23 protein-coding genes and 1 tRNA gene are annotated in these 20,633 nt (G+C 63.2%); 11 read left to right on the forward strand and 13 right to left on the reverse strand.

All coding sequences use genetic code 11. From position 1 onward, the window contains the following. Positions 1-11: 11 nt before the first annotated feature. The 3 genes from DQW77_RS06920 (at position 12) to DQW77_RS06930 (ending at position 1,573) form a co-directional block, all read left to right on the forward strand. The gene (locus DQW77_RS06920; RefSeq protein WP_404947926.1) at positions 12-401 is read left to right on the forward strand and encodes an RNA-binding S4 domain-containing protein; all 390 of its coding nucleotides are present in this window, start codon (positions 12-14) and stop codon (positions 399-401) included. Positions 402-450: 49 nt separating this feature from the next. Next, positions 451-789 (forward strand): ferredoxin FdxA, encoded by a 339-nt coding sequence (gene fdxA, locus DQW77_RS06925; RefSeq protein WP_113257462.1) that lies wholly within the window; start codon positions 451-453, stop codon positions 787-789. Positions 790-1,063: 274 nt separating this feature from the next. Further along, positions 1,064-1,573, forward strand: a complete 510-nt coding sequence (locus DQW77_RS06930; RefSeq protein ID WP_113257463.1) for a CarD family transcriptional regulator — start codon at positions 1,064-1,066, stop codon at positions 1,571-1,573. Between the two features lie 77 nt (positions 1,574-1,650). Here DQW77_RS06930 and cobS read toward each other — a convergent pair whose 3' ends face one another. Next, entirely contained in the window at positions 1,651-2,403 is a 753-nt protein-coding gene (gene cobS, locus DQW77_RS06935) for an adenosylcobinamide-GDP ribazoletransferase (RefSeq protein WP_113257543.1), read from the reverse strand. A 76-nt stretch (positions 2,404-2,479) separates the two neighbouring features. Here cobS and cobT point away from each other — a divergent pair, with 76 nt between their 5' ends. Beyond that, positions 2,480-3,496 (forward strand): nicotinate-nucleotide--dimethylbenzimidazole phosphoribosyltransferase, encoded by a 1,017-nt coding sequence (gene cobT / locus DQW77_RS06940; protein ID WP_113257464.1) that lies wholly within the window; start codon positions 2,480-2,482, stop codon positions 3,494-3,496. Here the strand turns inward: cobT and DQW77_RS06945 are convergent, their stop codons facing one another. After that, positions 3,497-5,392 carry a monovalent cation:proton antiporter-2 (CPA2) family protein gene (locus DQW77_RS06945; RefSeq protein WP_113257465.1) on the reverse strand — a complete coding sequence of 632 codons (1,896 nt, stop codon included), beginning with the start codon at positions 5,390-5,392 and terminating at the stop codon, positions 3,497-3,499. 18 nt (positions 5,393-5,410) lie between these two features. Continuing rightward, positions 5,411-5,866 (reverse strand): Lrp/AsnC family transcriptional regulator, encoded by a 456-nt coding sequence (locus tag DQW77_RS06950; protein ID WP_113257544.1) that lies wholly within the window; start codon positions 5,864-5,866, stop codon positions 5,411-5,413. Between the two features lie 151 nt (positions 5,867-6,017). Here DQW77_RS06950 and hppD point away from each other — a divergent pair, with 151 nt between their 5' ends. Further along, positions 6,018-7,124 (forward strand): 4-hydroxyphenylpyruvate dioxygenase, encoded by a 1,107-nt coding sequence (gene hppD, locus DQW77_RS06955; RefSeq protein WP_113257466.1) that lies wholly within the window; start codon positions 6,018-6,020, stop codon positions 7,122-7,124. Between the two features lie 109 nt (positions 7,125-7,233). Here the strand turns inward: hppD and DQW77_RS06960 are convergent, their stop codons facing one another. The 4 genes from DQW77_RS06960 to DQW77_RS18185 form a co-directional block, all read right to left on the reverse strand. Next, a complete protein-coding gene (locus DQW77_RS06960) occupies positions 7,234-9,957 on the reverse strand; it encodes a hypothetical protein (protein ID WP_113257467.1) in 2,724 nt (907 codons plus the stop codon). Positions 9,958-10,101: 144 nt separating this feature from the next. Then, complete coding sequence (locus DQW77_RS06965) at positions 10,102-11,382, reverse strand: O-acetylhomoserine aminocarboxypropyltransferase/cysteine synthase family protein (RefSeq protein ID WP_113257468.1); 1,281 nt, start codon at positions 11,380-11,382, stop codon at positions 10,102-10,104. Positions 11,383-11,499: 117 nt separating this feature from the next. Then, a complete protein-coding gene (locus DQW77_RS06970) occupies positions 11,500-12,504 on the reverse strand; it encodes a hypothetical protein (protein ID WP_113257469.1) in 1,005 nt (334 codons plus the stop codon). A 288-nt stretch (positions 12,505-12,792) separates the two neighbouring features. Beyond that, positions 12,793-12,876 (reverse strand) — tRNA-Tyr (locus DQW77_RS18185). Between the two features lie 134 nt (positions 12,877-13,010). Here DQW77_RS18185 and DQW77_RS06975 point away from each other — a divergent pair. The 3 genes from DQW77_RS06975 to DQW77_RS06985 all read left to right on the forward strand — a co-directional run bounded on the left by DQW77_RS06975 (position 13,011) and on the right by DQW77_RS06985 (position 14,835). Continuing rightward, positions 13,011-13,790, forward strand: coding sequence for an RNA methyltransferase (locus DQW77_RS06975; protein WP_113257470.1), 780 nt, complete (start codon positions 13,011-13,013; stop codon positions 13,788-13,790). A gap of 140 nt (positions 13,791-13,930) precedes the next feature. Then, on the forward strand, positions 13,931-14,149 hold the full coding sequence (locus DQW77_RS18730; protein WP_309301309.1) for a hypothetical protein: 219 nt from the start codon (positions 13,931-13,933) through the stop codon (positions 14,147-14,149). A gap of 212 nt (positions 14,150-14,361) precedes the next feature. Then, positions 14,362-14,835 carry a CoA-binding protein gene (locus DQW77_RS06985; RefSeq protein WP_113257472.1) on the forward strand — a complete coding sequence of 158 codons (474 nt, stop codon included), beginning with the start codon at positions 14,362-14,364 and terminating at the stop codon, positions 14,833-14,835. 22 nt (positions 14,836-14,857) lie between these two features. Here the strand turns inward: DQW77_RS06985 and DQW77_RS06990 are convergent, their stop codons facing one another. Both DQW77_RS06990 and hisF read right to left on the reverse strand, forming a co-directional pair. Next, positions 14,858-15,169: a phosphoribosyl-ATP diphosphatase gene (locus DQW77_RS06990; protein ID WP_113257473.1), complete on the reverse strand. Its 312-nt coding sequence runs from the start codon at positions 15,167-15,169 to the stop codon at positions 14,858-14,860. Next, entirely contained in the window at positions 15,166-15,930 is a 765-nt protein-coding gene (hisF, locus tag DQW77_RS06995) for an imidazole glycerol phosphate synthase subunit HisF (RefSeq protein WP_113257474.1), read from the reverse strand. The genes DQW77_RS06990 and hisF overlap by 4 nt, the downstream gene beginning before the upstream one ends. Positions 15,931-16,031: 101 nt before the next feature. Here hisF and DQW77_RS07000 point away from each other — a divergent pair, with 101 nt between their 5' ends. Continuing rightward, positions 16,032-16,484, forward strand: coding sequence for a DUF302 domain-containing protein (locus tag DQW77_RS07000; RefSeq protein WP_113257545.1), 453 nt, complete (start codon positions 16,032-16,034; stop codon positions 16,482-16,484). 15 nt (positions 16,485-16,499) lie between these two features. On the opposite strand, the gene hisA is transcribed toward DQW77_RS07000, so the two are convergent. Continuing rightward, a complete protein-coding gene (hisA, locus tag DQW77_RS07005) occupies positions 16,500-17,222 on the reverse strand; it encodes a 1-(5-phosphoribosyl)-5-[(5-phosphoribosylamino)methylideneamino]imidazole-4-carboxamide isomerase (protein ID WP_113257546.1) in 723 nt (240 codons plus the stop codon). Positions 17,223-17,352: 130 nt separating this feature from the next. Between hisA and DQW77_RS07010 the strand changes: the two genes are divergently transcribed. Further along, positions 17,353-17,745 carry a DUF2147 domain-containing protein gene (locus DQW77_RS07010; RefSeq protein ID WP_113257547.1) on the forward strand — a complete coding sequence of 131 codons (393 nt, stop codon included), beginning with the start codon at positions 17,353-17,355 and terminating at the stop codon, positions 17,743-17,745. A gap of 134 nt (positions 17,746-17,879) precedes the next feature. Then, positions 17,880-18,272 carry a DUF2147 domain-containing protein gene (locus tag DQW77_RS07015; RefSeq protein WP_113257475.1) on the forward strand — a complete coding sequence of 131 codons (393 nt, stop codon included), beginning with the start codon at positions 17,880-17,882 and terminating at the stop codon, positions 18,270-18,272. A gap of 27 nt (positions 18,273-18,299) precedes the next feature. On the opposite strand, the gene hisH is transcribed toward DQW77_RS07015, so the two are convergent. The 3 genes from hisH to DQW77_RS07030 form a co-directional block, all read right to left on the reverse strand. Then, positions 18,300-18,938 carry an imidazole glycerol phosphate synthase subunit HisH gene (hisH, locus tag DQW77_RS07020; protein WP_113257476.1) on the reverse strand — a complete coding sequence of 213 codons (639 nt, stop codon included), beginning with the start codon at positions 18,936-18,938 and terminating at the stop codon, positions 18,300-18,302. A 5-nt stretch (positions 18,939-18,943) separates the two neighbouring features. Beyond that, on the reverse strand, positions 18,944-19,531 hold the full coding sequence (gene hisB, locus DQW77_RS07025; RefSeq protein WP_113257477.1) for an imidazoleglycerol-phosphate dehydratase HisB: 588 nt from the start codon (positions 19,529-19,531) through the stop codon (positions 18,944-18,946). A 303-nt stretch (positions 19,532-19,834) separates the two neighbouring features. Continuing rightward, positions 19,835-20,608, reverse strand: coding sequence for an IclR family transcriptional regulator (locus tag DQW77_RS07030; RefSeq protein WP_113257478.1), 774 nt, complete (start codon positions 20,606-20,608; stop codon positions 19,835-19,837). Positions 20,609-20,633 lie beyond the last annotated feature (25 nt).

Below are 20,633 nucleotides of genomic sequence, written 5' to 3' on the forward strand. Positions count from 1 at the left end.
GTGCGGGCGGCGTGAGCGTGGCCGAGGACCGAATACGCCTCGACAAGTGGCTCTGGCAGGCGCGGTTCTTCAAGACCCGTAGCCTGGCAGCCAGGATCGTGGGCGGCGGGCATGTCCGGGTGAACGGCTCGAAGGTGATCAAACCGGCCACCGTGGTGGGGCCGGGGGATATCCTGACCTTCGCGCAGGCGCGCGAGATACGTGTGGTGCGCATCGTCGCCGCGGGTCTGCGCCGCGGACCTGCGTCGGAGGCGCGCGGGCTTTATGACGATCTGGACCCGCCGGAAAGGCGCTCCGAACGGGACAGGGTTCCGAACGCGCCGGGATTTGAAGGAAAAGGACGCCCCACGAAGCGCGACCGCCGCAAACTCGACCTTGAACGCAAGGCGGCGCTTGATTGATCCCCTTGGCTGGATTACCTGTCCCTGAAATCAACGACGAGACGCGGACATGACCTATATCGTCACCGACAACTGCATCGAATGCAAATATACCGACTGTGTCGAAGTGTGCCCGGTGGATTGCTTCTACGAGGGGGAAAACATGCTTGTGATCCACCCGGACGAGTGCATTGATTGCGGCGTGTGTGAACCCGAGTGTCCAGCCGATGCGATCCGCCCGGATACGGAACCCGAGATGGAAAAATGGGTTGAGTTCAACCGCAAGTACTCGGAAATGTGGCCGGTGATCATCACCAAGAAAGATGAGCTTCCGAATGCCGAGGAACGTGATGGCGAGGATGGCAAACTGGAGAAGTATTTCTCGGACGCGCCGGGCGAGGGCGGTTGATGCATATCCATGGTGGCCGTGATCAGGTGTCGGGACTCCATCCTGAGGCGTGACGCGGCGGCGTTTCGGTCATAGATTCCGCATTTGCATCTTTTTCGGATGCGGATTTTGTGATATATAATCGTTACAAATGTGAAGTCCTGCCCTATATCCATATGCCCGCGCTGCCGCCCGGGAATGGAATTCTTTGCGTCTGAACCATGTGTTTCAGCGGGAATGGTCCCGCTGTTACCGGCGTCGGCGCCTTGACGGGCATACCGCGAGGAAGATCTGAATGAGCAAAAACAAGACGTCCGAGTTTCGTCCGAACGATTATGTGGTCTATCCCGCGCACGGGGTGGGGCAGATCATGTCGATCGAGGAACAGGAGATCGCCGGCCTTTCGCTGGAGCTGTTCGTGGTGTCGTTCGAGAAGGACAAGATGACTCTCCGCGTCCCGACCAACAAGGCCACCGAGATCGGCATGCGTTCCTTGTCGAGTCCCGATGTCGTATCGCAGGCGATGAAAACCCTGAAGGGCAAGGCGAAGGCCAAGCGCGCGATGTGGTCGCGCCGTGCGCAGGAATACGAACAGAAAATCAACTCCGGCGACCTGATTGCGATCGCGGAGGTCGTGCGTGACCTGCACCGCACGGATGAACAGCGTGAGCAGAGTTACTCCGAGCGACAGCTTTACGAGGCCGCGCTTGAGCGTCTCACGCGGGAAATCGCGGCGGTCAGCGGCGACGACGAGGTCATGGCCGCCCGGCAGGTGGACGAGGTGCTGATTTCCCGCGCCGCCTGAGCGGGTTGCCGATACGATCCAAACGGCAGGTATTGTCGGAAACACGATCCGCGCCCTTTCGGGCGCGGATCTTGCCTTCAGGCTGCCAAGGCGATCAAGACAGCGAGTTCCGTCAGTTGCTGTGCCGCACCGAGAACGTCGCCGGTCTGCCCGCCAATCCTGGATCGCGCCATCAGGCCAACAGCCAGCAGCGCCGCCGCCGCCCAGATCAATGCGACGAAACTGCCGGTGAGAACAAGGCACACCGCGCATCCCAGCCCCGCGGCAATGGCGGCCGTTACTCCGGGCACCTTGCCCACGCGCCGCGAAAGCCCGTCTTTGCGGGCCGGCGGCAACACCGACATGAGGATCGGCATGCTTCCGCGTGATAGGGCCGCTGCCGCGACGATCCCGGCCAATGCAGTGCCGGGGCCGGACTGAAACAGCAGCCAGAGTGCGCTCCACCTGGCCGACAGCACGAGAAAGAGCGCGAGAACGCCGAAAGTGCCTGTCCGGCTGTCCTTCATGATTTCCAGCCGGTCCGTCCGTGTCCATCCGCCCCAGAACCCATCTGCACAATCGCTGAGCCCGTCCTCGTGCAGCGCGCCGGTAAGCCCCGCCGAAGCGGCCAGCGTAACCAGAGCGACCAGTGGGGCGGGCATCCCGATCCGGAGGGCGGCCAGCCCGGCAAGCCCGGCCAGGGTGCCGATCACCAGCCCCGCCAGGGGATACGCCCAGGCCGCCGCTGCGGCGCGATCCGCGTAGCTGTGGCGCACCGGCAGGCGGCTGAGCAGCGAAAGGGCCGTCGCGAGATCCCTGAACACCATCAGGCGCAGGTCGTTTTTTGCCATGAACCGGACCTTTTCGGCTGTGTGGTCATGGGTCTGTGCGATACACATGTGCCGAATGGCATGCAACGGGGGCCGGATGACCGATGATTTCGAGACACTCGCGCAATTCGCGTCCGTTCTGGAACGGGCACCTCACCCCGACGAGACGGCGTACGACTCGGCCCTTGCGCGCAATCTCGACCTGACCAAGCCGCCGGCCGCTCTGGGCCGGCTGGAAGACCTGGCATCATGGTATTGCGGTTGGCGCGGCAACCCCCGCGCCGAGATCCGTGCGCCGCAGGTGATCGTGTTCGCGGGAAATCATGGCGTTGCGGCGCGTGGGGTTTCAGCCTTTCCGCCCGAGGTGACGGCCCAGATGGTCGAAAACTTTCGGTCCGGAGGCGCGGCGATCAATCAACTCGCGGAGTGCGCCGGCGCAAGAATGGATGTGCATGCCCTGTCGCTGGAGGCGCCAACGGCAGATTTCACCCGAGCGCCTGCAATGACCGAAAACGAGGTTGTGACGGCATTGCGCAGAGGGTGGGAGGCTGTTGATCCGGCGACTGATCTCTTGGTGGCAGGTGAGATGGGAATAGGAAACACGACCAGTGCTGCGGCCATTTCCTGTGCGCTTTTTGGCGGTGTGGCAGCCGACTGGACGGGGCAGGGCACTGGCATCGACGTGGATGGCCTTGCGGGAAAGACGCGGGTCGTGGCGGATGCCGTGGCACGCCACGCGGATGCGGGCGGGCAGGGGCTGGAGGTGCTGCGCCGCCTTGGAGGGCGCGAGCTGGCCGCCATCGCGGGCGCGGTGGCAAGGGCCCGGGCACTGCGCATTCCCGTGATCCTGGATGGATTCATCTGCTGTGCCGCTGCCGCGTGCCTTGAGCGGGCGCGGAAAGGGGCGCTGGATCATGCGATTGCCGGCCATGTCAGCGCGGAATCGGGTCATGCGCCGTTGCTGCGGGCGCTCGGGAAGGTGCCGCTCCTGTCGTTGGGCATGAGGCTGGGCGAGGGGTCGGGCGCGGCGCTGGCCATTCCTGTTCTGAGGGGCGCCTTGGCGTGTCACAGCAGGATGGCCACTTTCACCGAGGCCGGGGTTTCGGGCCGCTGATCAGTCGTCGCCTATGTGTTCGGTGTCCTCGATCTGTGACAGAAGCATCGTCTCGAGATCTTTTTCCAGTTCGCGTGCCCGGGCGATATAGGCCGCGTTATCGACGGTGGGAATGTCGGGATCCCAGAGGGTGGCCAGTTCACGGACGGAATTGCGATCATGCTGGTAAAAGGTTCTTTCCAGTTCGGCGGCCTCGAATTCGGTCAGGCCCAGATCCTCGAGCACATAGCGCCCCGCGCGCAGCGAGCTGTCGAAGAGCTCGCGCACGATATGATCCGCGCCGGCCTTGTAGAGGCGGAAGACATGGGTGCGGTCACGGGCGCGGGCGACGATCTTGATATCGGGGCGCTCGCGCCGAGCATAGGCCACAATCCGGGTGGTCGCGTCGGCGCTGTTCAACGCGGCCACGAGAACCTTCGCCTCCTTCAGACCGGCCGCGTGAAGAAGTTCCGGTCGGGTGGGATCACCGAAGAACCCCTTGATTCCGAAACGGCGCATGCGTTGGATCGTGCCCAGGTCGTGATCCAGGACCACGGTGCGAAAACCGCTGGACCGCACGAGCCGGTTCACGATCTGACCGAAGCGCCCGATACCGGCGATGATGATCGGGGCCTGTTCATCAATCTGATCGGCCTGCTGGGTTTCGCCTGTATCCTCGATACGGTTCGACAACCAGTCGTAGATGATGAACAAAAGCGGCGTGATCAGCATCGACATCGCCACGATCAGCAGCAATGTCTGGGTCATCTGGGGCGGCAAGACGTTTTGTTGACCGGAAAAGGAAATCAGCACGAATCCGAACTCGCCGGCTTGTGCCAGCGACAAGGTGAAGAGCCACAGGTTGCGCCCGCGAAGCTCGAACGCGCGTCCGAGCAGATAAAGTATCGTGCCCTTGAGCAGGATGATCCCAAGTGCCAGCCCGAGGATCAGAACCGGCTGCGCAAACAGGATCGAGAAATTTATCCCGGCGCCGACGGTGATGAAGAAAAGGCCCAGCAAAAGGCCCTTGAAGGGTTCGATATCGCTTTCGAGCTCATGCCGGAACTCGCTGCTGGCAAGAACCACGCCCGCCATGAAGGCGCCGAGAGCGGGCGAGAGCCCGACAAGGTTCATCAGGAAGGCGATGCCGACCACGATGAGCAAAGCAAGGGCCGTGTACATTTCGCGCAGGCGTGCGGCGTGGATGAAGCGGAATACCGGCCGGGTCAGGTACACGCCGGTCAGGATGATCGCCCCGACGACAGCCAGCGTCACCAGAGTGACCCCCCAGCCCGGAAGCCCTTCCACGAAGGAAAGCGCCGCCTCGTGGGCTCCGGCGGGGCCATGTCCATTGCCATCCGCGCGGTCTTCCAGCACCTCGCCCAGCACGCGTTCGGGCGGCTTGGGCATTGCCAGAAGCGGCAGGAAGGCGAGCATCGGAAGCACGGCGATGTCCTGCGTGAGCAGGACCGAAAAGGCAGACCGCCCTCCGCCGGTCTGCATCAGCCCCTTCTCGCTGAGGGTTTGCAGCACGATCGCCGTTGAAGAGAGCGCAAAGATCATGCCGATTGCAAGCGACACGCTCCAGACCTGTCCGAGTGTCAGCGCCCCGACCATCACCGCCAGCGTGGTGACAGTGATCTGGAGGCCGCCAAGCCCCAGCAAGCGATGCCGCATGTCCCACAAGGCACGCGGTTCCAGTTCCAGCCCGATCAGGAACAGCATCATGACGACGCCGAATTCGGCGAAATGCTGCAACTCTTCGTTCTCGTGGCCGACAAATCCGATTACAGGGCCGATGAGGATGCCCGCCGCCAGATAACCCAGCACCGACCCCAGCCCGAGGCGGGCCGCGATCGGCACCGCGATCACAGCAGCCGCAAGATAGATCGAGGCCTGGAACAGAAATCCTTCCATAAAGGTTACCTTTGCGGGTCAGGTTGGCAATGGTGCGTCCGGTTTGCATTGATCCATCACGATCTGGCTGTGCACCTTGGTGACGGCTTCGTGTGGCAAAAGAACCTCGTGGATGAGGCGGTTGAGCGCCACGAGATCGCTGCAATAGACGCGCAGCAGGTAATCCGCATCGCCGGTGAGTGTCCATGCACTGACGATTTCCGGGCGGGTGCCGATCAGGCGCGAAAAACCGGCGGCTTGTCGTGGACCGTGACTGTGCATCTGCACCTGTACGAAGGCTTGCACGGCGAGGCCCAGCTTATCGGGATCAAGCCGGGCCGTGTAGCCACGGATGATGCCGCTTTGTTCCAGGCGTTGCCGCCGCCTTCCCGCCTGGCTGGCCGACAGGTTCAGCAGGTCGCCCAGTTCCTGCGCGGTCAGGTGCGCATTGTGCTGGATGGCCGTGATGAGCCGTGTGTCTATTTCATCGATCATGTGCGGATATTTATCCATAATCGTAACAAGGATGCAAATTCTTCGCATCCAGTTCGGTAAATGCGATCAGGTTTGCGCATAAAATGTGCTTTCCCGGTGATAGGTTCAATGCAGAAGAGCAGACAGTTTCAGGTTCGACAGGAGGTACCAAATGGGTCCGTTCCCTCATGACGCGCCACAGGCGAAGATCACCACCGAAAACCCGGCCGGCACCGATGGCTTCGAGTTTGTCGAGTTTGCCCATCCCGATCCGCAGGCGCTGCGGGACCTGTTTGCCACGATGGGCTATGCCTGCGTGGCCCGGCACCGGGACCGGCCGGTCGAATTATGGCAGCAGGGAGACATCACTTATGTTCTCAATGCCGACCCCGACAGCTTCGCGGCACGTTTCGCGGCTGAGCACGGTCCCTGCGCCCCGTCAATGGCATGGCGCGTTGTGGACGCGCGGCACGCGTTCGAGCATGCCGTTCAGCAGGGTGCCGAGCCTTACGAGGCCGGCGACAGGACCATGGACGTTCCCGCGATCCGGGGAATCGGCGGCTCGTTGATCTATTTTGTCGACCAGTATCACGATACCTCACCCTACAACGCCGAATTCGAGTGGTTGGCACAGTCGAAGCCTGATGGCGCGGGTTTCTATTATCTGGATCACCTGACCCATAACGTGCAGCGCGGCAACATGGACAAGTGGTTCCGGTTTTACCAGAAGCTGTTCAACTTCCGCGAAATCCGTTTCTTCGATATCGAAGGCAAGTATACCGGCCTCTTCAGCAGGGCGCTGACCTCGCCTTGCGGGCGTATACGAATCCCGATCAACGAGGACCGAGGCGAGACCGGCCAGATCGTCGCCTATCTGAAGAAATACGGCGGTGAGGGCATCCAGCATATCGCGGTGGGATCAGAGAACATCTACGATTCGACGGACCGGATCGCCGCCAACGGCCTGCAATTCATGCCTGCCCCGCCCGACAATTACTATGACGGTTCATTTCACAGGGTTAAGGGCCACGATGAACCGGTCGAGCGGATGAAGAAAAATGGCATCCTGATCGATGGCGAAGGTGTGTTGGATGGCGGCGAAACCCGAATTCTCCTTCAGGTTTTCTCGAAAACCGTGATCGGGCCGATCTTTTTCGAGTTCATCCAGCGCAAGGGGGACGACGGATTCGGCGAGGGCAATTTCAAGGCTCTTTTCGAATCCATAGAACGCGAACAGATCCGGCAAGGAGAGATCACGACCGCGCAGCATGAGGCTTGAGCACGCTTCAGAGACTGTCGAGGTCAAGCAAAAATGCCCCGGAGACGGGTGCGAGGCCGACCGGGCGGGCGTGCGACGGGCAGGTGCCTCCGATCCGGCGCGACGTGCCCTAGCCGCGGGGCATGCGCAGAATCACGCTGCGACCGCCTTTGACATAGCGCAGCTCTTCTTCGCTGATAGCGGCGACCTGCCCGCCGTCGAGCCTGTCACCCACCTGAACCTTGCGGTAGCGGCCGCTGGACAGCCGTACCAGCGCCCTGCGATCCTCGGCCGCGCCATAAATGCCGATAAGGTTGACTTTGCGCAGGTTGAGGACATTGCGCTCGGTTGCCTGCTTGGCCACCGTGGCAGAAGAGGGGATGTCCGGCGCCAGCGCCTGTTCGGCCGCGGCTTCAAGCCGATCCTCGTCAGCGGCGCGCAGCCGCGATACCGTCTCCCGGAACCCTTCAGGCCGCGGGCGCGGGGTGAGTGAAACCGCGACCGCCTGCGGTTCGACATCGTTGAAGGGGCCGAGATCTGGGTTGGCGACAGCGCCATCGCGGTCCTCGATGGCGGTGTCCGTTTCGGAGTCCGGTGCGTCCGCCTCGGTGTCATTGCCGTCAGGGACGGACTCGGCCTCGTTCGCCGCAGCACTGTCTTCGATGTCGTCCGGACGGATGCGGGGCCTCAGATCGAATGGCGGGTCGTCAGGCGCTTCGGCACCTTCCTCGGCGGTTTCCGGGCCGATCTCACCGGGGCGCGTCCGGGGACGCAGCGACGCCAGTGTTTCGATTTCCTCACCGCTGACAGCCCCGGCAACGAATTCGGGCCGTTCGGGGAACTCCGGCGGCGTCACCGGGGGAGGGCCGGCAAATATGCGTACACCCTCAGGTGACAGGGCGCCATCCTCGGTGGCCTCGACAAGCTCCGGCGGCTCAGGTGGTTCGGGGCGTGTGCCGGGCGGCGGTGGCGCGATGGGTATCGGCGGTGGCTCGTCGGGCAGCATGAGTGCCAGTTCGGGGCGCGCCACCCCATCCTGCGCGCGCAGATCCCGGTCTATCGACGTCTTGTAGAACGCGTCGAGTCCCGCGCTTGCCGGCGGCCTCGGTGTTTGAGGCGCCAGTTGCCATATGCCCGTTGCCGCGTAGCGCGCCGCCGCTCCATCGGGTGATTGTTGCCCGTCGCCGCCACCTGTCAGGGCATCGCGCACCGCGTCGTCTATTGCGGGGTCCGGGCCATCCTGTGCGTCCGGCCCGGGCAGCGCAGCCATGTCTTCGGCGTTTTCCTGAACGGGGGGATCTTCTGCCGCTGCATCTTCAGTGGGCAAATCGGGTGCGGCAGGTTCTTCGACAGCGACGACGGGCGGCACCTCGATCGTTTCCGCATCCGACCCCGCCGAGGGCACATCGGCAAGTTCGGTTTCATCCTGCCCGCCGGGCAAGAAGCGCGACAACCCTTCGTCCATGAAAATGGAGGCCCACGCGGCGACCCCGGCAAGTGCCAGCAGAAGCAATGCGCTCAGTACCAGCCCGATGAAACGGGACTTGTCCTCGGTACGCCCGCGCGCGCCGAAGACCGTCATTCGTTGGGCTTCCTCGCTGGCCTTGGTGGTTCCGGCTGCCAGTGCCCTGCGCGATCCGCGATTGCTCGTGAAGGATGCGCCGAAGCCCTTGCCGCCGCTTCTTGCGGCCTGTGCGGAGGCCGTTGCACGGGTGTCTCCACCGGGGCCGGTCGGCTTTTTCGCCGCCCTGGCCTTTCGCCCGTTGCCGGATCCCAATGCAGCACCAAGGCCCGAAAATGCCTGACCGGCTCTGCGCAGGAGCCGCACAGCGGCCGCCGGCTTTTCCGTTTCAGCCGTAGAAACGCCGGGTGCGGGCACCGCCCCCCCGGATGACGTGCCGATGGTGCCGGTCTCCTGGTTTGCGGAGGGCGTTCTCGCGGGTTTTTGCGCGGCCTCGGGTTTTGTCCTGCGGCCCCACTTGCCCTTCCCCGCGGAGCCCGATGCCGAAGCGCCATTGCCCGGTCTCGGTCCGGATGGCTTGCGCCCGGGGAGCACGGAAATTCGCGACTCGGCCGTGAGCGGTTGCGTTGGCGCCGGTCCGGATTGGCGGCTAGCCCGAATGCTGGAGAAGGCGACGGCGGGTGCGTCGGCCGGTTCCGCATTTGCGCCGGTCTGTGCCGGCCCGGGGCCACCGCCTTGCAACTCCGGTTCGTCGCCCACCTCTTGCCCGGCTTCGTCCGGGACGGTCGTGGCAGGCGGTTCAGCCTGCGAAGAGTCCGCAGGAGTGCCGGTTTCGCCATGGCTGGCCGGTGCAATTATGCGGATCGGCGCTGTTTCACGTTCCACGTCCTCGCCAGCGGGAAGAATTTCCGCGGCGTGACGTGTCTTTCCGAAAAAAGGCTCACCGACGAAGCTGCCAGCCTCCGGGATCGCAACGAAACAGCAGGGTGCGAATCGATGCTCCGCGGCGAAATCTTCGGCTTCGTCGAGCGTTTCGCGCGCCACCGCCGCGACATACACATATCCGCCCCCGACAGACCAGTCATACGAGAGATCCTCCACCGCATACGGGGTCGCGCCTTCAAGGGATTCGCGCACCGCTTGCGCGGTTGCGTCGGCGCCGCGCGCGGAATCCTCGAAGGTCAGGTAACGGATCTGCTCGTTGGGAATGACCAGCTTGCTGAACATTCCCGACGGCTCCAACGCGACCGCAGTTTCACGCAGCTTTGCCAGTTCCTCTGCCAGAGCGGTATTTTCGAGCGTCACCTCCCCGACGCGCTGCCAGCCCGGAAATGACCGGTGCAGAAGTCCAATGCCTTCGAAAGACAGCGTCAGGGCGAAATTCGGTTTCATTTGCACCGTTCTTTCAGCGGTATCCCCCAGCGGAGGCTTCCCCCCACAACATTCGGATTTTACAGCACCTTCCCGCCGAATAAAAGGAAAAGCCCGGATGCCGCGCCGCCATCCGCCGACGACGGGCCATTCAGGGCCGCCCCCTCAGCGCGCCGCCTTGGCAAGTGCCTGTTCGAGATCGGCTATCAAGTCGTTCGCGTCCTCGATGCCGATGGAGATGCGCACGACGTCCGGTGCGGCGCCGGCGGCTTTCTGCTGTTCGGGCGTGAGCTGTCGGTGAGTGGTCGACGCCGAGTGGATGATCAGGGAACGGGTGTCGCCGAGGTTGGCCACATGGCTGAACAGTTCCAGACTGTCCACCAGCTTGACGCACGCGTCATACCCGCCTTTCAGAGCCACGGTGAACAATCCGCCTGCGCCCTTAGGGCAGGTTGTCTTGACGCGATCGTTGTAGGGGGAGGACCTGAGCCCCGCGTAGGTCACGTGATCCACCGCGGAATGCTGTTCCAGCCAACCGGCGACCTTCTCGGCGTTTTCGCAATGTCTCTGCATCCGCAGGCTCAGGGTCTCGATCCCCAGCATCGTGTAATGCGCGGCCTGCGGATTGAGTGTCATGCCCAGATCACGCAGCCCCACCGCGATGCCGTGAAAGGTGAATGCCAGCGGCCCGAACGTTTCGTGGAATTTCAGCCCGTGATAGGCCGGTTCCGGTTCGCTGAGCGAAGGGAATTTGCCGCTGGCGGTCCAATCGAAGCTGCCTGAATCCACCACGCATCCGCCTGTTACCGTTCCATTGCCGGTCAGGAACTTGGTCATCGAATGCACGACCAGGGTTGCACCGTGCTCGATCGGGCGGCACAGGTATGGCGTGGCCGACGTGTTGTCGACAACAAGCGGCAGCCCGGCCTTGTCGGCCAGCTTGGCCAGCGCATCGAGATCGGCGATGTGGCCACCCGGATTGGCGATGGATTCGCAGAATATCGCACGGGTGTTGTCGTCGATCGCCGCGCGGATCGCGTCCGCGTCGTCGATATCGACGAATTTCGCCTCCCAGCCGAACCGCTTGATCGTCTGTGAAAACTGCGTCACCGATCCCCCGTAGAGGCGGGTGGACACCACCACATTGCACCCCGGCTGCATCAGCGGGAAAAGTGCCATGATCTGCGCAGCATGCCCCGAAGAACAGCAGACGGCCCCGGCGCCGCCCTCCAGCGTGGCCATGCGTTCCTGCAGGGCCGCCACTGTCGGGTTTGTCAGCCGTGAATAGATATACCCGACCTCTTGCAGGTTGAAGAGGGCGGCGGCGTGCTCGGCGTCGCGGAAAACATATGCGGTGGTCTGGTAGATCGGCGTCTGCCGGGCGCCGGTTGCCGGGTCGGGCCGGGCGCCTGCGTGGATCTGCAACGTGTCAAAGCCGTAGGCCATCTTTGTCCTCCCAAGGGATATCGGTTCAACGCCAAGGTTTACGGTATCGCGAGAGACGCCACAACTGGTCACGCTGCCGGCGACGGAACGGTCGCTTCCGTGACCGCGTGGGCATCACTATCTCATCCAGAAGCCGTTGCGCTTGATCCTGTTGCGGATGGCCTGTTCCTTGCGCGGCAAGTCGTCCTGGTCAAAAAGCGCGCGCACCTTCCGGCCGCGGCCATGGTAGATCATGAACTTCATCGCATCGTGGGATTTCAGTACCTTCTTGATCCTGTTCGGCGCGCTCACCGCTTCGAGCACCTCGACCGCGCGATCCGATTCGCGCGCGTAAAGCAGCGGCAGCAACCGGTAGTGGCATGTCACTTCACCATCCAGAAGACCTTTGGGCAGGGTATCGCGCCCGCCTCCCAGGGAATGGATCACGAGAGGCAAAGCAACCTGATCCAGCCAGGGATCGAGAGACTGGCAGACCAGTTCGGGCGGCGGATCATCCCGTATCGCGAGGGCGTAGTCCAGAAACCGCTGGCCGAAAATGCGCGGACATTCGTAAAAGAAAAAACCGGCGTTGAAGTAGAGGTAGCGGCGCCAGAATTCGTCCGGATAACCTTGATCGAGCGAAGAGTCGAAATCCAGCCGGAACTTGTCGTAGAGAGATTTCCAGATCCGCGTGTAGCCCGGGCCGTACAGTTCGATCTCCGGCCATGTCCCCTCGCGGCGCAGCGATGCGGTCGGCCGCCCGAATTCGAACGGCACGCGCGACAAGCTGTCGAGGATCAGGGTGTCGGTATCGAAGAAGACGAAGGGTTCTCCCTCGGGTAGGGAAAGCAGCGCCTCGATCTTGTTTCCATAGGGATAGCTGCTTCCGAAATGGTGGCATTCGAATGGCAGGATCTCCGCGCCGAGTTCTTCCAGCAGAGCGCGGCACTCGGGGTTGCGAATGGCAGGATCGCCCTGCCAGAGCAGACCGGGTTGCGGCTCCGCGATCAGCAGTCGGCCGGAGAAATCCGGACTCATCGCTCTGAGCGAGGCTGCGAACAGGACCGCCTCGTACTGAAGCCGGCCGCCCTGCGCGATCACAACGATGTTGAAGGATTGGATGTCATCTGCCGTTGCGGCCATACTTGCCCCGGTGGTGCCACTGCCTCGTTGCGCCCACTATAGGATGGTTGCAGGATCGGCAGAAGGGGCAGTTTTCGGGGAATGCGACAAAGTGGATCCCGCCTGCAGCTCGCACGGACATGACGGCAGGATTGCAGAAGCCTGTGACCAGTATCGCAACCCTTGGCGATGAGATCGGAGAAGGCGGCAAACCGACCAATGCCCGCGCGAGACTTGTGCACAAATGCCCGTCTGCACGCCCCTGGCCCGATGAAGGAATCCGGGTGTTTCACGATCGTCTTGGAAAAGTGGTGGGCGACCTAGGAATCGAACCTAGCGTGCGTCTCCGCGAGGGAGTTACAGTCCCCTGCCACACCTTGCGGCCTGTCGCCCACTTCCGGCGGGGATGCGCCGGGCGTGGAGGGCTGATTACTAGCGCCGCCGAGACCCGTCAACAGGAAATTGGCTTGCACGCAGCGGCTCTCCGGCGCATGGTCAGGCGCTCGGATAACAGGGCATTGTGAGCGATGAAGAAACCCCGCTGGGTGATCGAAAAGGAGCAGGGCAGGCGTGCCGCCGCGGCCGAGACTGTCTGGCTCTTTGGGCTGCACGCGGTGCGCGATGCCTTGGGCAATCCGGCGCGCGACAAGCGCCGGCTGATCGTCACGCGCAATGCCCAGAGCCGCTTGAGCGAGGCCATCGCCATGTCCGGAATGGTGCCCGAGGTCGCGGACGCCCGACGGTTTCCCGCCCCTCTGGACCCTCAGTCCGTGCATCAGGGTGCCGCGCTGGAGGTTGCACCGCTTGACTGGGGCAGCCTCTCCGAATGCTGCATGCCCCGTGACGCGCTGCCGCCGCGGACCGTGCTTCTGGACCGGGTCTCGGACCCTCACAACGTTGGCGCGATCCTGCGTTCGGCCGAGGTTTTCGGCGCTTGCGCGGTGATCGCGCCGCGCCGTCACTCGGCCCCGGAAACCGGGGCACTGGCCAAGACCGCAAGCGGTGCGCTGGAACGTCAGCCTTACCTGCGGGTGCGCAACCTGGCCGCCGCGATCGCGGAGTTGCAGGACATGGGATACCTCGTCCTCGGGCTTGACGGTGATGCGCCGGACGACCTTGCGTCGGGAATGGCGCAGGCTTCCGGCCGGGCCGTCGCGATTGTTCTCGGGGCGGAGGGGCCGGGCCTCAGGGCCAAGACCCGCGAAAGCTGCGACAATCTGGTACGGATCGGCTACGCGGGTGCATTTGGATCCCTCAATGTCTCCAATGCCGCCGCGGTCGCCCTATATGCGTCCAGACAGGTCTGAACCACGGGGGCGGAATGGGCACAAAGATCGCGACATGCTGTTATTGCGGAACGCGGGCCGCGCTGGTCCTCGATCGGGGACGTCACGAATTGGCATGCAGGGCGTGTGGCGCGCCCTTGCATGAAATGAAGGCGATGCCGGTGCCCAAAGAGAAAAAGCGCGGCGGACCCGGGCATAATCCGCATGTCACCGGAAAGGGGCGGCCCAAGCGCCGCCGGGACCACGGTGAAAACCGCAAGGATCCCGGTGCTCGCGATGATTACACACGGCGCAAGCCGCGCCGCGGCCGTCGCCGCAAGCCCTTTCTGAGAAAGATGGCCGAAGAGGTGTGGGACCTGCTTGAGGACATCATTGACTGAGCATGAACCGTGCGCGGCATGCCCGACTGTTCTCAAGGTTTGTTCACAGCAATATTACATGCCCTTTTTATATGGAAAATGGCCCCTATATCAAGCTCAGAGGCGCCGGACCGGAACTCTGGCGTTTCACTTCACTGTCCCTCGTTCCGTGACTGCGCCCAAGGTTTCCTTGGGCGCTTTTTTTCGCTGTCCTCCGGTGCTAGACCCGCGGCATGACTCAACACTACTCCGACGCTTATCTTCGCGGCATCCTTCAACGCACCCGTCGAATCGCGGTCGTCGGTGTGTCGTTGAACCCGGTCAGGCCCAGCTACTATGTCGCGCGCTACCTGTCATTGAAGAATTTCGACGTTGTGCCGGTGAACCCGGGCCATGCCGGGGAAACGGTTTTCGGGCGAAAGGTGGTGGCGAGTCTCTCGGACATTGACGGGAAGGTGGACATGGTGGACATCTTCCGACGGTCGGATCACGTGCCGCCGATCGTGGACGAGGCGTTGAAGGTGTTCCCGGACCTGCGCACGGTATGGATGCAGATCGGTGTCGAAAACGAGGCTGCCGCCGACGCGGCGCGTGCCCGCGGCGTGGATGTGATCATGAATCGCTGCCCGAAAATCGAGTATCAACGCCTCTTCGGCGAGTTGCGCATGGGCGGCTTCAATACCGGGATAATCTCGTCAAGGCTCTGAACGGGCCGGCCGGGGCTGGCCGTCAATCGGTGCGTGCGGCCTTTTCTGCCAACCCGGAGCGGTGCTGTCGCGCCTCGAGCACCGCCATCACATCGGCAAGCGGCACCCCGCGGGCCTCCAGCATGACAAGAAGGTGGAAAAGCACGTCCGCCGCCTCGGAGGTCAGCCTTTCGGGATCGTTGCGGACCGCCTCGATGATCGCCTCGATCGCCTCCTCGCCGAACTTTTCGGCCGCCTTTTCGGGCCCCTGCTGAAGAAGCCGTGCTGTCCAGCTTTCGGAGGGATCCGCCGTCGCCCGCGAGGTCACGATCTCTGCAAGTTCCTCGAGCGTCATGCGCCTGTCCTCACGGGTATGCCGGCGGCGGCCATGTGCGCCTTGGCCTGCTGTATGGAGAACTCGCCGAAATGGAAAATCGATGCTGCCAGCACGGCGCTGGCATGGCCCTCTCTGACGCCCTCGACAAGATGGTCCAGGGTGCCGACCCCGCCTGATGCTATGACAGGGATGCGTACCGCGTCGCTGATCGCCCGGGTCAGCGCGATGTTGAACCCCGCACGTGTACCATCACGGTCCATCGAGGTCAGCAGGATCTCTCCTGCGCCCTTCGATTCGGCCAGCCGGGCGAACTCGACCGCGTCGATGCCTGTTTTTTGACGTCCGCCATGGGTGAATATCTCCCATCTGCCGGGCGAGACGGTCTTGGCGTCGATCGCCACGACGATACACTGGCTTCCAAAGCGGTCCGCAGCGCGATGTATGACATCGGGATCCCTGACCGCGGCGGAATTGAAGCTGACCTTGTCGGCGCCGGCGAGCAGGAGATCACGCACGTCATCAGCCGAGCGCACACCACCACCCACTGTCAACGGAATATAGCAGGCTTCGGCGGTGCGGCGCACCACGTCGAACATGGTGCCTCGGTTCTCATGCGTGGCGTGGATATCGAGAAAACAGATCTCGTCCGCGCCCTCCGCGTCATAGGCCCGTGCGGCATCGACCGGGTCACCTGCATCACGCAGATCTACGAAATTCACGCCCTTGACCACGCGGCCATCGGCAACGTCGAGGCAGGGGATGATCCGGGTCTTGAGCATATTGTCGCTGTTACAGGAATTTCACGGCGTTGTTTATGGGCATTCCGGCAAAGATGCCAGAGGATGCCGGTGATTTTGTAATGCAACGGAGGGAATTGAACATGAAGCGTTTTCTTGCAGTGGCGGCAATGGTCATGGCGGGGCTGCCCGCGCTGGCCGGCAATGACGATATCGTCAAGGTCAAGTCCTTCTCGGACGTGGCAAGCACGATGGACCGGCTGGAATCGGCGGTGACTGGAGCGGGGGCAAACGTGTTCGCGCGGGTGGACCATGCCGCCGGGGCGGCCTCGGTGGACATGGATCTGGCCCCGACGCAGGTGCTGATCTTCGGCAACCCCAAGATCGGCACGCAGGCGATGCAGGACGATCCGGTGGCGGGGCTGTTCCTGCCGATGAAGGTGCTGGTTTACCGCGACGGGGCGGGGCAGGTCTGGCTGGCCTACGAGGACCCCAAGGAAATGTTCGATGACCTCGCGATTGCGGATGATGCGGGATACATCAAGACGATGACCGGTGCTTTGGGCAAGCTGACGGCCAAGGCGGCTGGGCAGTAGGGCCTTGCACCGCGCTCAGGGCGTGAGTGCGGCGAGTGCGGCGCGCAGGTCGAGCGCGCCGTCGTAGAGTGCGCGACCCGAGATCGCGCCGTTCAACTCCGCGCCGCAGTCGCGCAGGGCGATCAGATCCTCGAGCGAGGACACGCCACCCGAGGCGATGACTGGGATGGAGACGGCGCGGGCGAGGGCCGCGGTGGCCCCGACATTGGGTCCCTGCATCGCCCCGTCGCGATTGATGTCGGTGTAGATGATCGCGGCCACGCCCGCATCCTCGTAGGAGCGCGCGAGATCGGTGGCGTCCAGCTCGGTCTCCTCGGCCCAGCCCTTGGTGGCGACGCGGCCCGCGCGCGCGTCGATCCCCACGGCCACCTGCCCGGGAAAGGCGCGCGCGGCCTCACGCACCAGCGCGGGGTTCTCTACCGCCACGGTGCCCAGGATCACCCGCGCCAGGCCCTTCGCGAGCCATGCCTCGATCGTTTCCATGTCGCGGATGCCGCCGCCAAGCTGTGCCGGCACGCCGCAATGCGCGAGTATCGCCTCGACAGGGGCGGCGTTGACGGGTGTTCCCGCGAAGGCGCCATTGAGATCCACCAGATGAAGCCATTCACAGCCGGCCTCGACGAACTCGAGAGCCTGGCTGGCGGGGTCGTCGTTGAAAACGGTCGCCTTGTCCATGTCTCCCTTCAGCAGCCGCACGGCCTGACCGTCCTTGAGATCAATTGCGGGATAGAGGATCATCAGCGTATCCTTTCCTTCAAACTGCCGAGAAGCGTCTGGCATGGGCGGCGTCCGATTGCAACGGACCCGACGTCAGGCTTGATCAAGTGCGTCGGCGCACGGCATTCTAAGCCGTACGGGAGGAGGAATGATGAAAAGACTAGCATTTGCGGCACTGGCTTCGATTTTCTGGTGCGGGAGCGCCGTGGCCGATCCGGCCGAAGGGATGTGGCGCACCGAGCCCGGGGATACAGGGGGGTATCTGCACGTGTCCGTTTACGAATGTGGCGCGGCGATCTGCGGTGTGATCCGTGCCGCCTTCGATGAAACCGGAGAGCGCAACACCGGTTACGAACATCTCAACAAGCGTATGCTGTGGGACATGCAGCCGAAAGGCGGCGGAAGTTACGGCGACGGGCGCATTTGGGCACCGGATCGTGACAAGACCTACAATTCGCGCATGAGTCTTGAGGGGCACGCGCTTGAGGTGTCCGGCTGCGTTTTCGGAATTTGCCGCGGGCAGATGTGGAAGCGGGTAAATTGACCCGAAATTGACAGCCGCGCAGAGCTGGGACAGCCGGGATCTGGCAGTCGTGAAATCCTTGACTATATAGGCCGTGCGATGTTCGCACCCCGGCCGCCGGTATCGTCGGGGCAAGTCAATGGAAAGGCTTTGCCATGCGCGCGATATTGCCTTGCGCGATTTTTGCCGTGCTTTTCGGTTCTGCGGCCAGCGCGTCGGATCCCGCCCTCGGGAAATGGCGGACGGAGCCGGACCGAAAGGGCCAGGTCGGTATCGTCAAGGTGCACGAATGCGCCGAGCAGAAGCTTTGCGGCCGGATCGTTGCGGCGCGTGATCCCGGGGGCGATCCCGTTGTGACCCCTAATGTCGGAAAGATGGTGTTCTGGGACATGCGACCGACAGAGCCGGGACATTACGAGGGCATGGCCTGGGTGCCGGCGCGCGACGCGGTTTATCGCGCCGGCATGAGGTTGATGGGCAACCGGTTGAAGGTCCGCGGATGTCTTGGACCGATCTGCCAAAGCCAGATCTGGACACGTGTCAAGTGACCGCGCCTGCCGCGGGCACGTACGGTTTCAGGGTCGCCAGCGCAGGAAGTTCGCGATCAGGCGGAGACCGGTTGCCTGGCTCTTTTCCGGATGAAACTGGGTGCCGACGATATTGTCGCGCCCGACAACAGCGGTAATCCCGGTTCCGTAGTCCACATGCGCCAGAAGGTGCGCCGGGGTCTCCACCCGGAAATGGTAGGAGTGCACGAAGTAGGCATGGTCCCCCGTGGCGATGCCCTCAAGAAGGGGGTGCGGGTGGTCGATGACCAGATCGTTCCACCCCATATGCGGCACCTTGAACGACTGGTCGGGCGGGCGGATCGGCTCGACCAGGCCCTTGATCCAGTCGAAACCGGGTGTCGGTTCGTATTCCATGCCCCTTGTGGCCAGCATCTGCATGCCGATGCATATCCCCAGAAAGGGGCGCCCGGCGTCGATCACTGTGGCCTCGATCGCTTCGAAAAGCCCGCGATGATCGAAAAGCTCGGCCCGGCACGCAGGGAAGGCCCCGTCGCCGGGCAGGACCACACGGTCGGCCTCGCGGACGGTGGCCGGATCGTCGCTCACGACCACTTCGCCCGCCCCCGATTCCGCCGCCATGCGCTGGAACGCCTTGGCGGCCGAGTGCAGATTGCCGCTTTCGTAATCGACGATGACCGTGGTCATGCAGGTCACAACGTGCCTTTGGTGGATGGGATGGCGTCGCGCTTGCGCTGATCTGTCTCCACCGCCATGCGCAGGGCCTGCGCGACGGCTTTGAAGGCGGCCTCGGCAATGTGATGGCTGTTGATCCCGTTCAGGGCCTCCACATGCAGGGTGATGCCACCATGTGTGCAGACAGCCTGGAAGAATTCGCGCACCAATTCGGTATCGAAGGCGCCGATCCTTTCGGTGGGCATCTCGACCTTCCAGACCAGATAGGGCCGGCCCGAAAGATCCAACGCCGCCCGCACCAGCGCGTCGTCCATCGGCAGAAGGCAAGCGCCATAACGCCGTATGCCGCGCTTGTCGCCAAGAGCCTCAGCCAGGGCCTGACCAAGGGCGATCCCCACATCTTCCACGCTGTGGTGGTCATCAATATGAGTGTCGCCGATGCAGCGCACCGTGACGTCGATCAGCGCGTGTCGCGCCAGTTGATCGAGCATGTGATCGAAGAACCCGATCCCGGTGGCATTGTCATAAGCGCCGGTTCCGTCGAGGGCGATGCCGACGCTGATATCGGTTTCTGCGGTCTTGCGGGTGACAGTGGCGTTGCGCATCTGCTTACCTCGTTGATTGCGCCGCCCTTATAGGTGCTGCCGCGGCGAAGGCCAAGCGCTTCGCGCCACCCGTGTCATGTGCGGCGTCCCGATGTGTGGGCCCGCGTCACCGTGGGGCAGCATTTCGCGGTCGGGCGCCGTGCCCCGAGCCGCAGGTGGGCGGTTGGAAATCCCGCGTTCCGTTCGCGATGAACCTGCCTTCCCGATCGGCATCAAGGCGCGGGTCAGCAGGCAGGCGGGTGCGGATGACACGGCCCTTGGCGTCATCTTCCGTGACTTGTGAATACGGGGTCGGACGGCCGCTTAGCGGCCGCTCCGGTGCATGGGGTTGTCGGACCCGTGCATTTGCAGGGCAAGCGCCGCCTTTCCGGCATACGCGCACAATTCGCGACCGATCTGCGCGCGCTGGCGTGGCGTGAAACGCCGGACCGGACCCGTCGCCCCGATACTGAATGTGGCGCCGATGTTGCCGATGCGGATCGGGGCGGCCACCGAGGACACACCGACTTCGATCTCCTCGACGCATTCCGCGTATCCGGCCTTGCGGATACTTTCGAATTCCGTGCGCAGTGTATCGGGATCGCGCTTGGTCTGCGGGGTGTAGCCGCGCAATGGCCCTTTCAGGATCTCCTCGCGGAAGTCTTTCTCCGCGAAGGCGGCGATGGCCTTCGAGCAGGAACAGGCATGCATGGGGCGATAGCCCAGGCCGGGATGCACGAAGGAACGTGTGGCGTCATGGGGTGTTTCAACATGGATGATCTCGACGCCCTTGTTGCGGTAACGCGAAAGGAACACCGCCTCACCGAACCGGTCAGCGGCTTCTCTCAGAGTCGGGGCGACCGCCTGGCTTGCGTCCACGTCAGTCTGTCCAAGCAGTGCCAGCCGCACCAGCCGCTCTCCAATCAGGTATCGGCCGGGCTCGGGCTCGTCCAGAAGGCGGTGCTCGGCCAGCGAATGCAGTAACCTGTAACAGGTGGGGCGCGGCAATTCCGTTGTTTGCTGAATCTCGGCCACGGTCACGGCCCGTCCGGCGATTGCGACGGCTTCCAACACGGTTGTCAGTCGGTCAAGATGCATGGATATCTCAAAAAATGAACAATTG

The sequence above is a fragment of the Roseovarius sp. TE539 genome (assembly GCF_003298505.1).
In the GTDB taxonomy this organism is placed as follows: Bacteria; Pseudomonadota; Alphaproteobacteria; order Rhodobacterales; family Rhodobacteraceae; genus Roseovarius.

Coding starts and splice junctions, on each gene's coding strand:
- hppD (WP_113257466.1), top strand. CDS start 6,018: ATGGGTCCGTTCCCTCATGACGCGCCACAGGCGAAGATCACCACCGAA.
- DQW77_RS06985 (WP_113257472.1), top strand. CDS start 14,362: ATGACTCAACACTACTCCGACGCTTATCTTCGCGGCATCCTTCAACGC.
- cobT (WP_113257464.1), top strand. CDS start 2,480: ATGACCGATGATTTCGAGACACTCGCGCAATTCGCGTCCGTTCTGGAA.
- DQW77_RS07000 (WP_113257545.1), top strand. CDS start 16,032: ATGAAGCGTTTTCTTGCAGTGGCGGCAATGGTCATGGCGGGGCTGCCC.
- DQW77_RS06945 (WP_113257465.1), bottom strand. CDS start 5,392: ATGGAAGGATTTCTGTTCCAGGCCTCGATCTATCTTGCGGCTGCTGTG.
- DQW77_RS06950 (WP_113257544.1), bottom strand. CDS start 5,866: ATGATCGATGAAATAGACACACGGCTCATCACGGCCATCCAGCACAAT.
- DQW77_RS06930 (WP_113257463.1), top strand. CDS start 1,064: ATGAGCAAAAACAAGACGTCCGAGTTTCGTCCGAACGATTATGTGGTC.
- DQW77_RS07030 (WP_113257478.1), bottom strand. CDS start 20,608: ATGCATCTTGACCGACTGACAACCGTGTTGGAAGCCGTCGCAATCGCC.
- hisH (WP_113257476.1), bottom strand. CDS start 18,938: ATGACCACGGTCATCGTCGATTACGAAAGCGGCAATCTGCACTCGGCC.
- cobS (WP_113257543.1), bottom strand. CDS start 2,403: ATGGCAAAAAACGACCTGCGCCTGATGGTGTTCAGGGATCTCGCGACG.
- DQW77_RS06970 (WP_113257469.1), bottom strand. CDS start 12,504: ATGGCCGCAACGGCAGATGACATCCAATCCTTCAACATCGTTGTGATC.
- DQW77_RS06990 (WP_113257473.1), bottom strand. CDS start 15,169: ATGACGCTCGAGGAACTTGCAGAGATCGTGACCTCGCGGGCGACGGCG.
- DQW77_RS06960 (WP_113257467.1), bottom strand. CDS start 9,957: ATGAAACCGAATTTCGCCCTGACGCTGTCTTTCGAAGGCATTGGACTT.
- hisB (WP_113257477.1), bottom strand. CDS start 19,531: ATGCGCAACGCCACTGTCACCCGCAAGACCGCAGAAACCGATATCAGC.
- DQW77_RS06975 (WP_113257470.1), top strand. CDS start 13,011: ATGAAGAAACCCCGCTGGGTGATCGAAAAGGAGCAGGGCAGGCGTGCC.
- fdxA (WP_113257462.1), top strand. CDS start 451: ATGACCTATATCGTCACCGACAACTGCATCGAATGCAAATATACCGAC.
- hisF (WP_113257474.1), bottom strand. CDS start 15,930: ATGCTCAAGACCCGGATCATCCCCTGCCTCGACGTTGCCGATGGCCGC.
- DQW77_RS07010 (WP_113257547.1), top strand. CDS start 17,353: ATGAAAAGACTAGCATTTGCGGCACTGGCTTCGATTTTCTGGTGCGGG.
- DQW77_RS07015 (WP_113257475.1), top strand. CDS start 17,880: ATGCGCGCGATATTGCCTTGCGCGATTTTTGCCGTGCTTTTCGGTTCT.
- DQW77_RS06965 (WP_113257468.1), bottom strand. CDS start 11,382: ATGGCCTACGGCTTTGACACGTTGCAGATCCACGCAGGCGCCCGGCCC.
- hisA (WP_113257546.1), bottom strand. CDS start 17,222: ATGATCCTCTATCCCGCAATTGATCTCAAGGACGGTCAGGCCGTGCGG.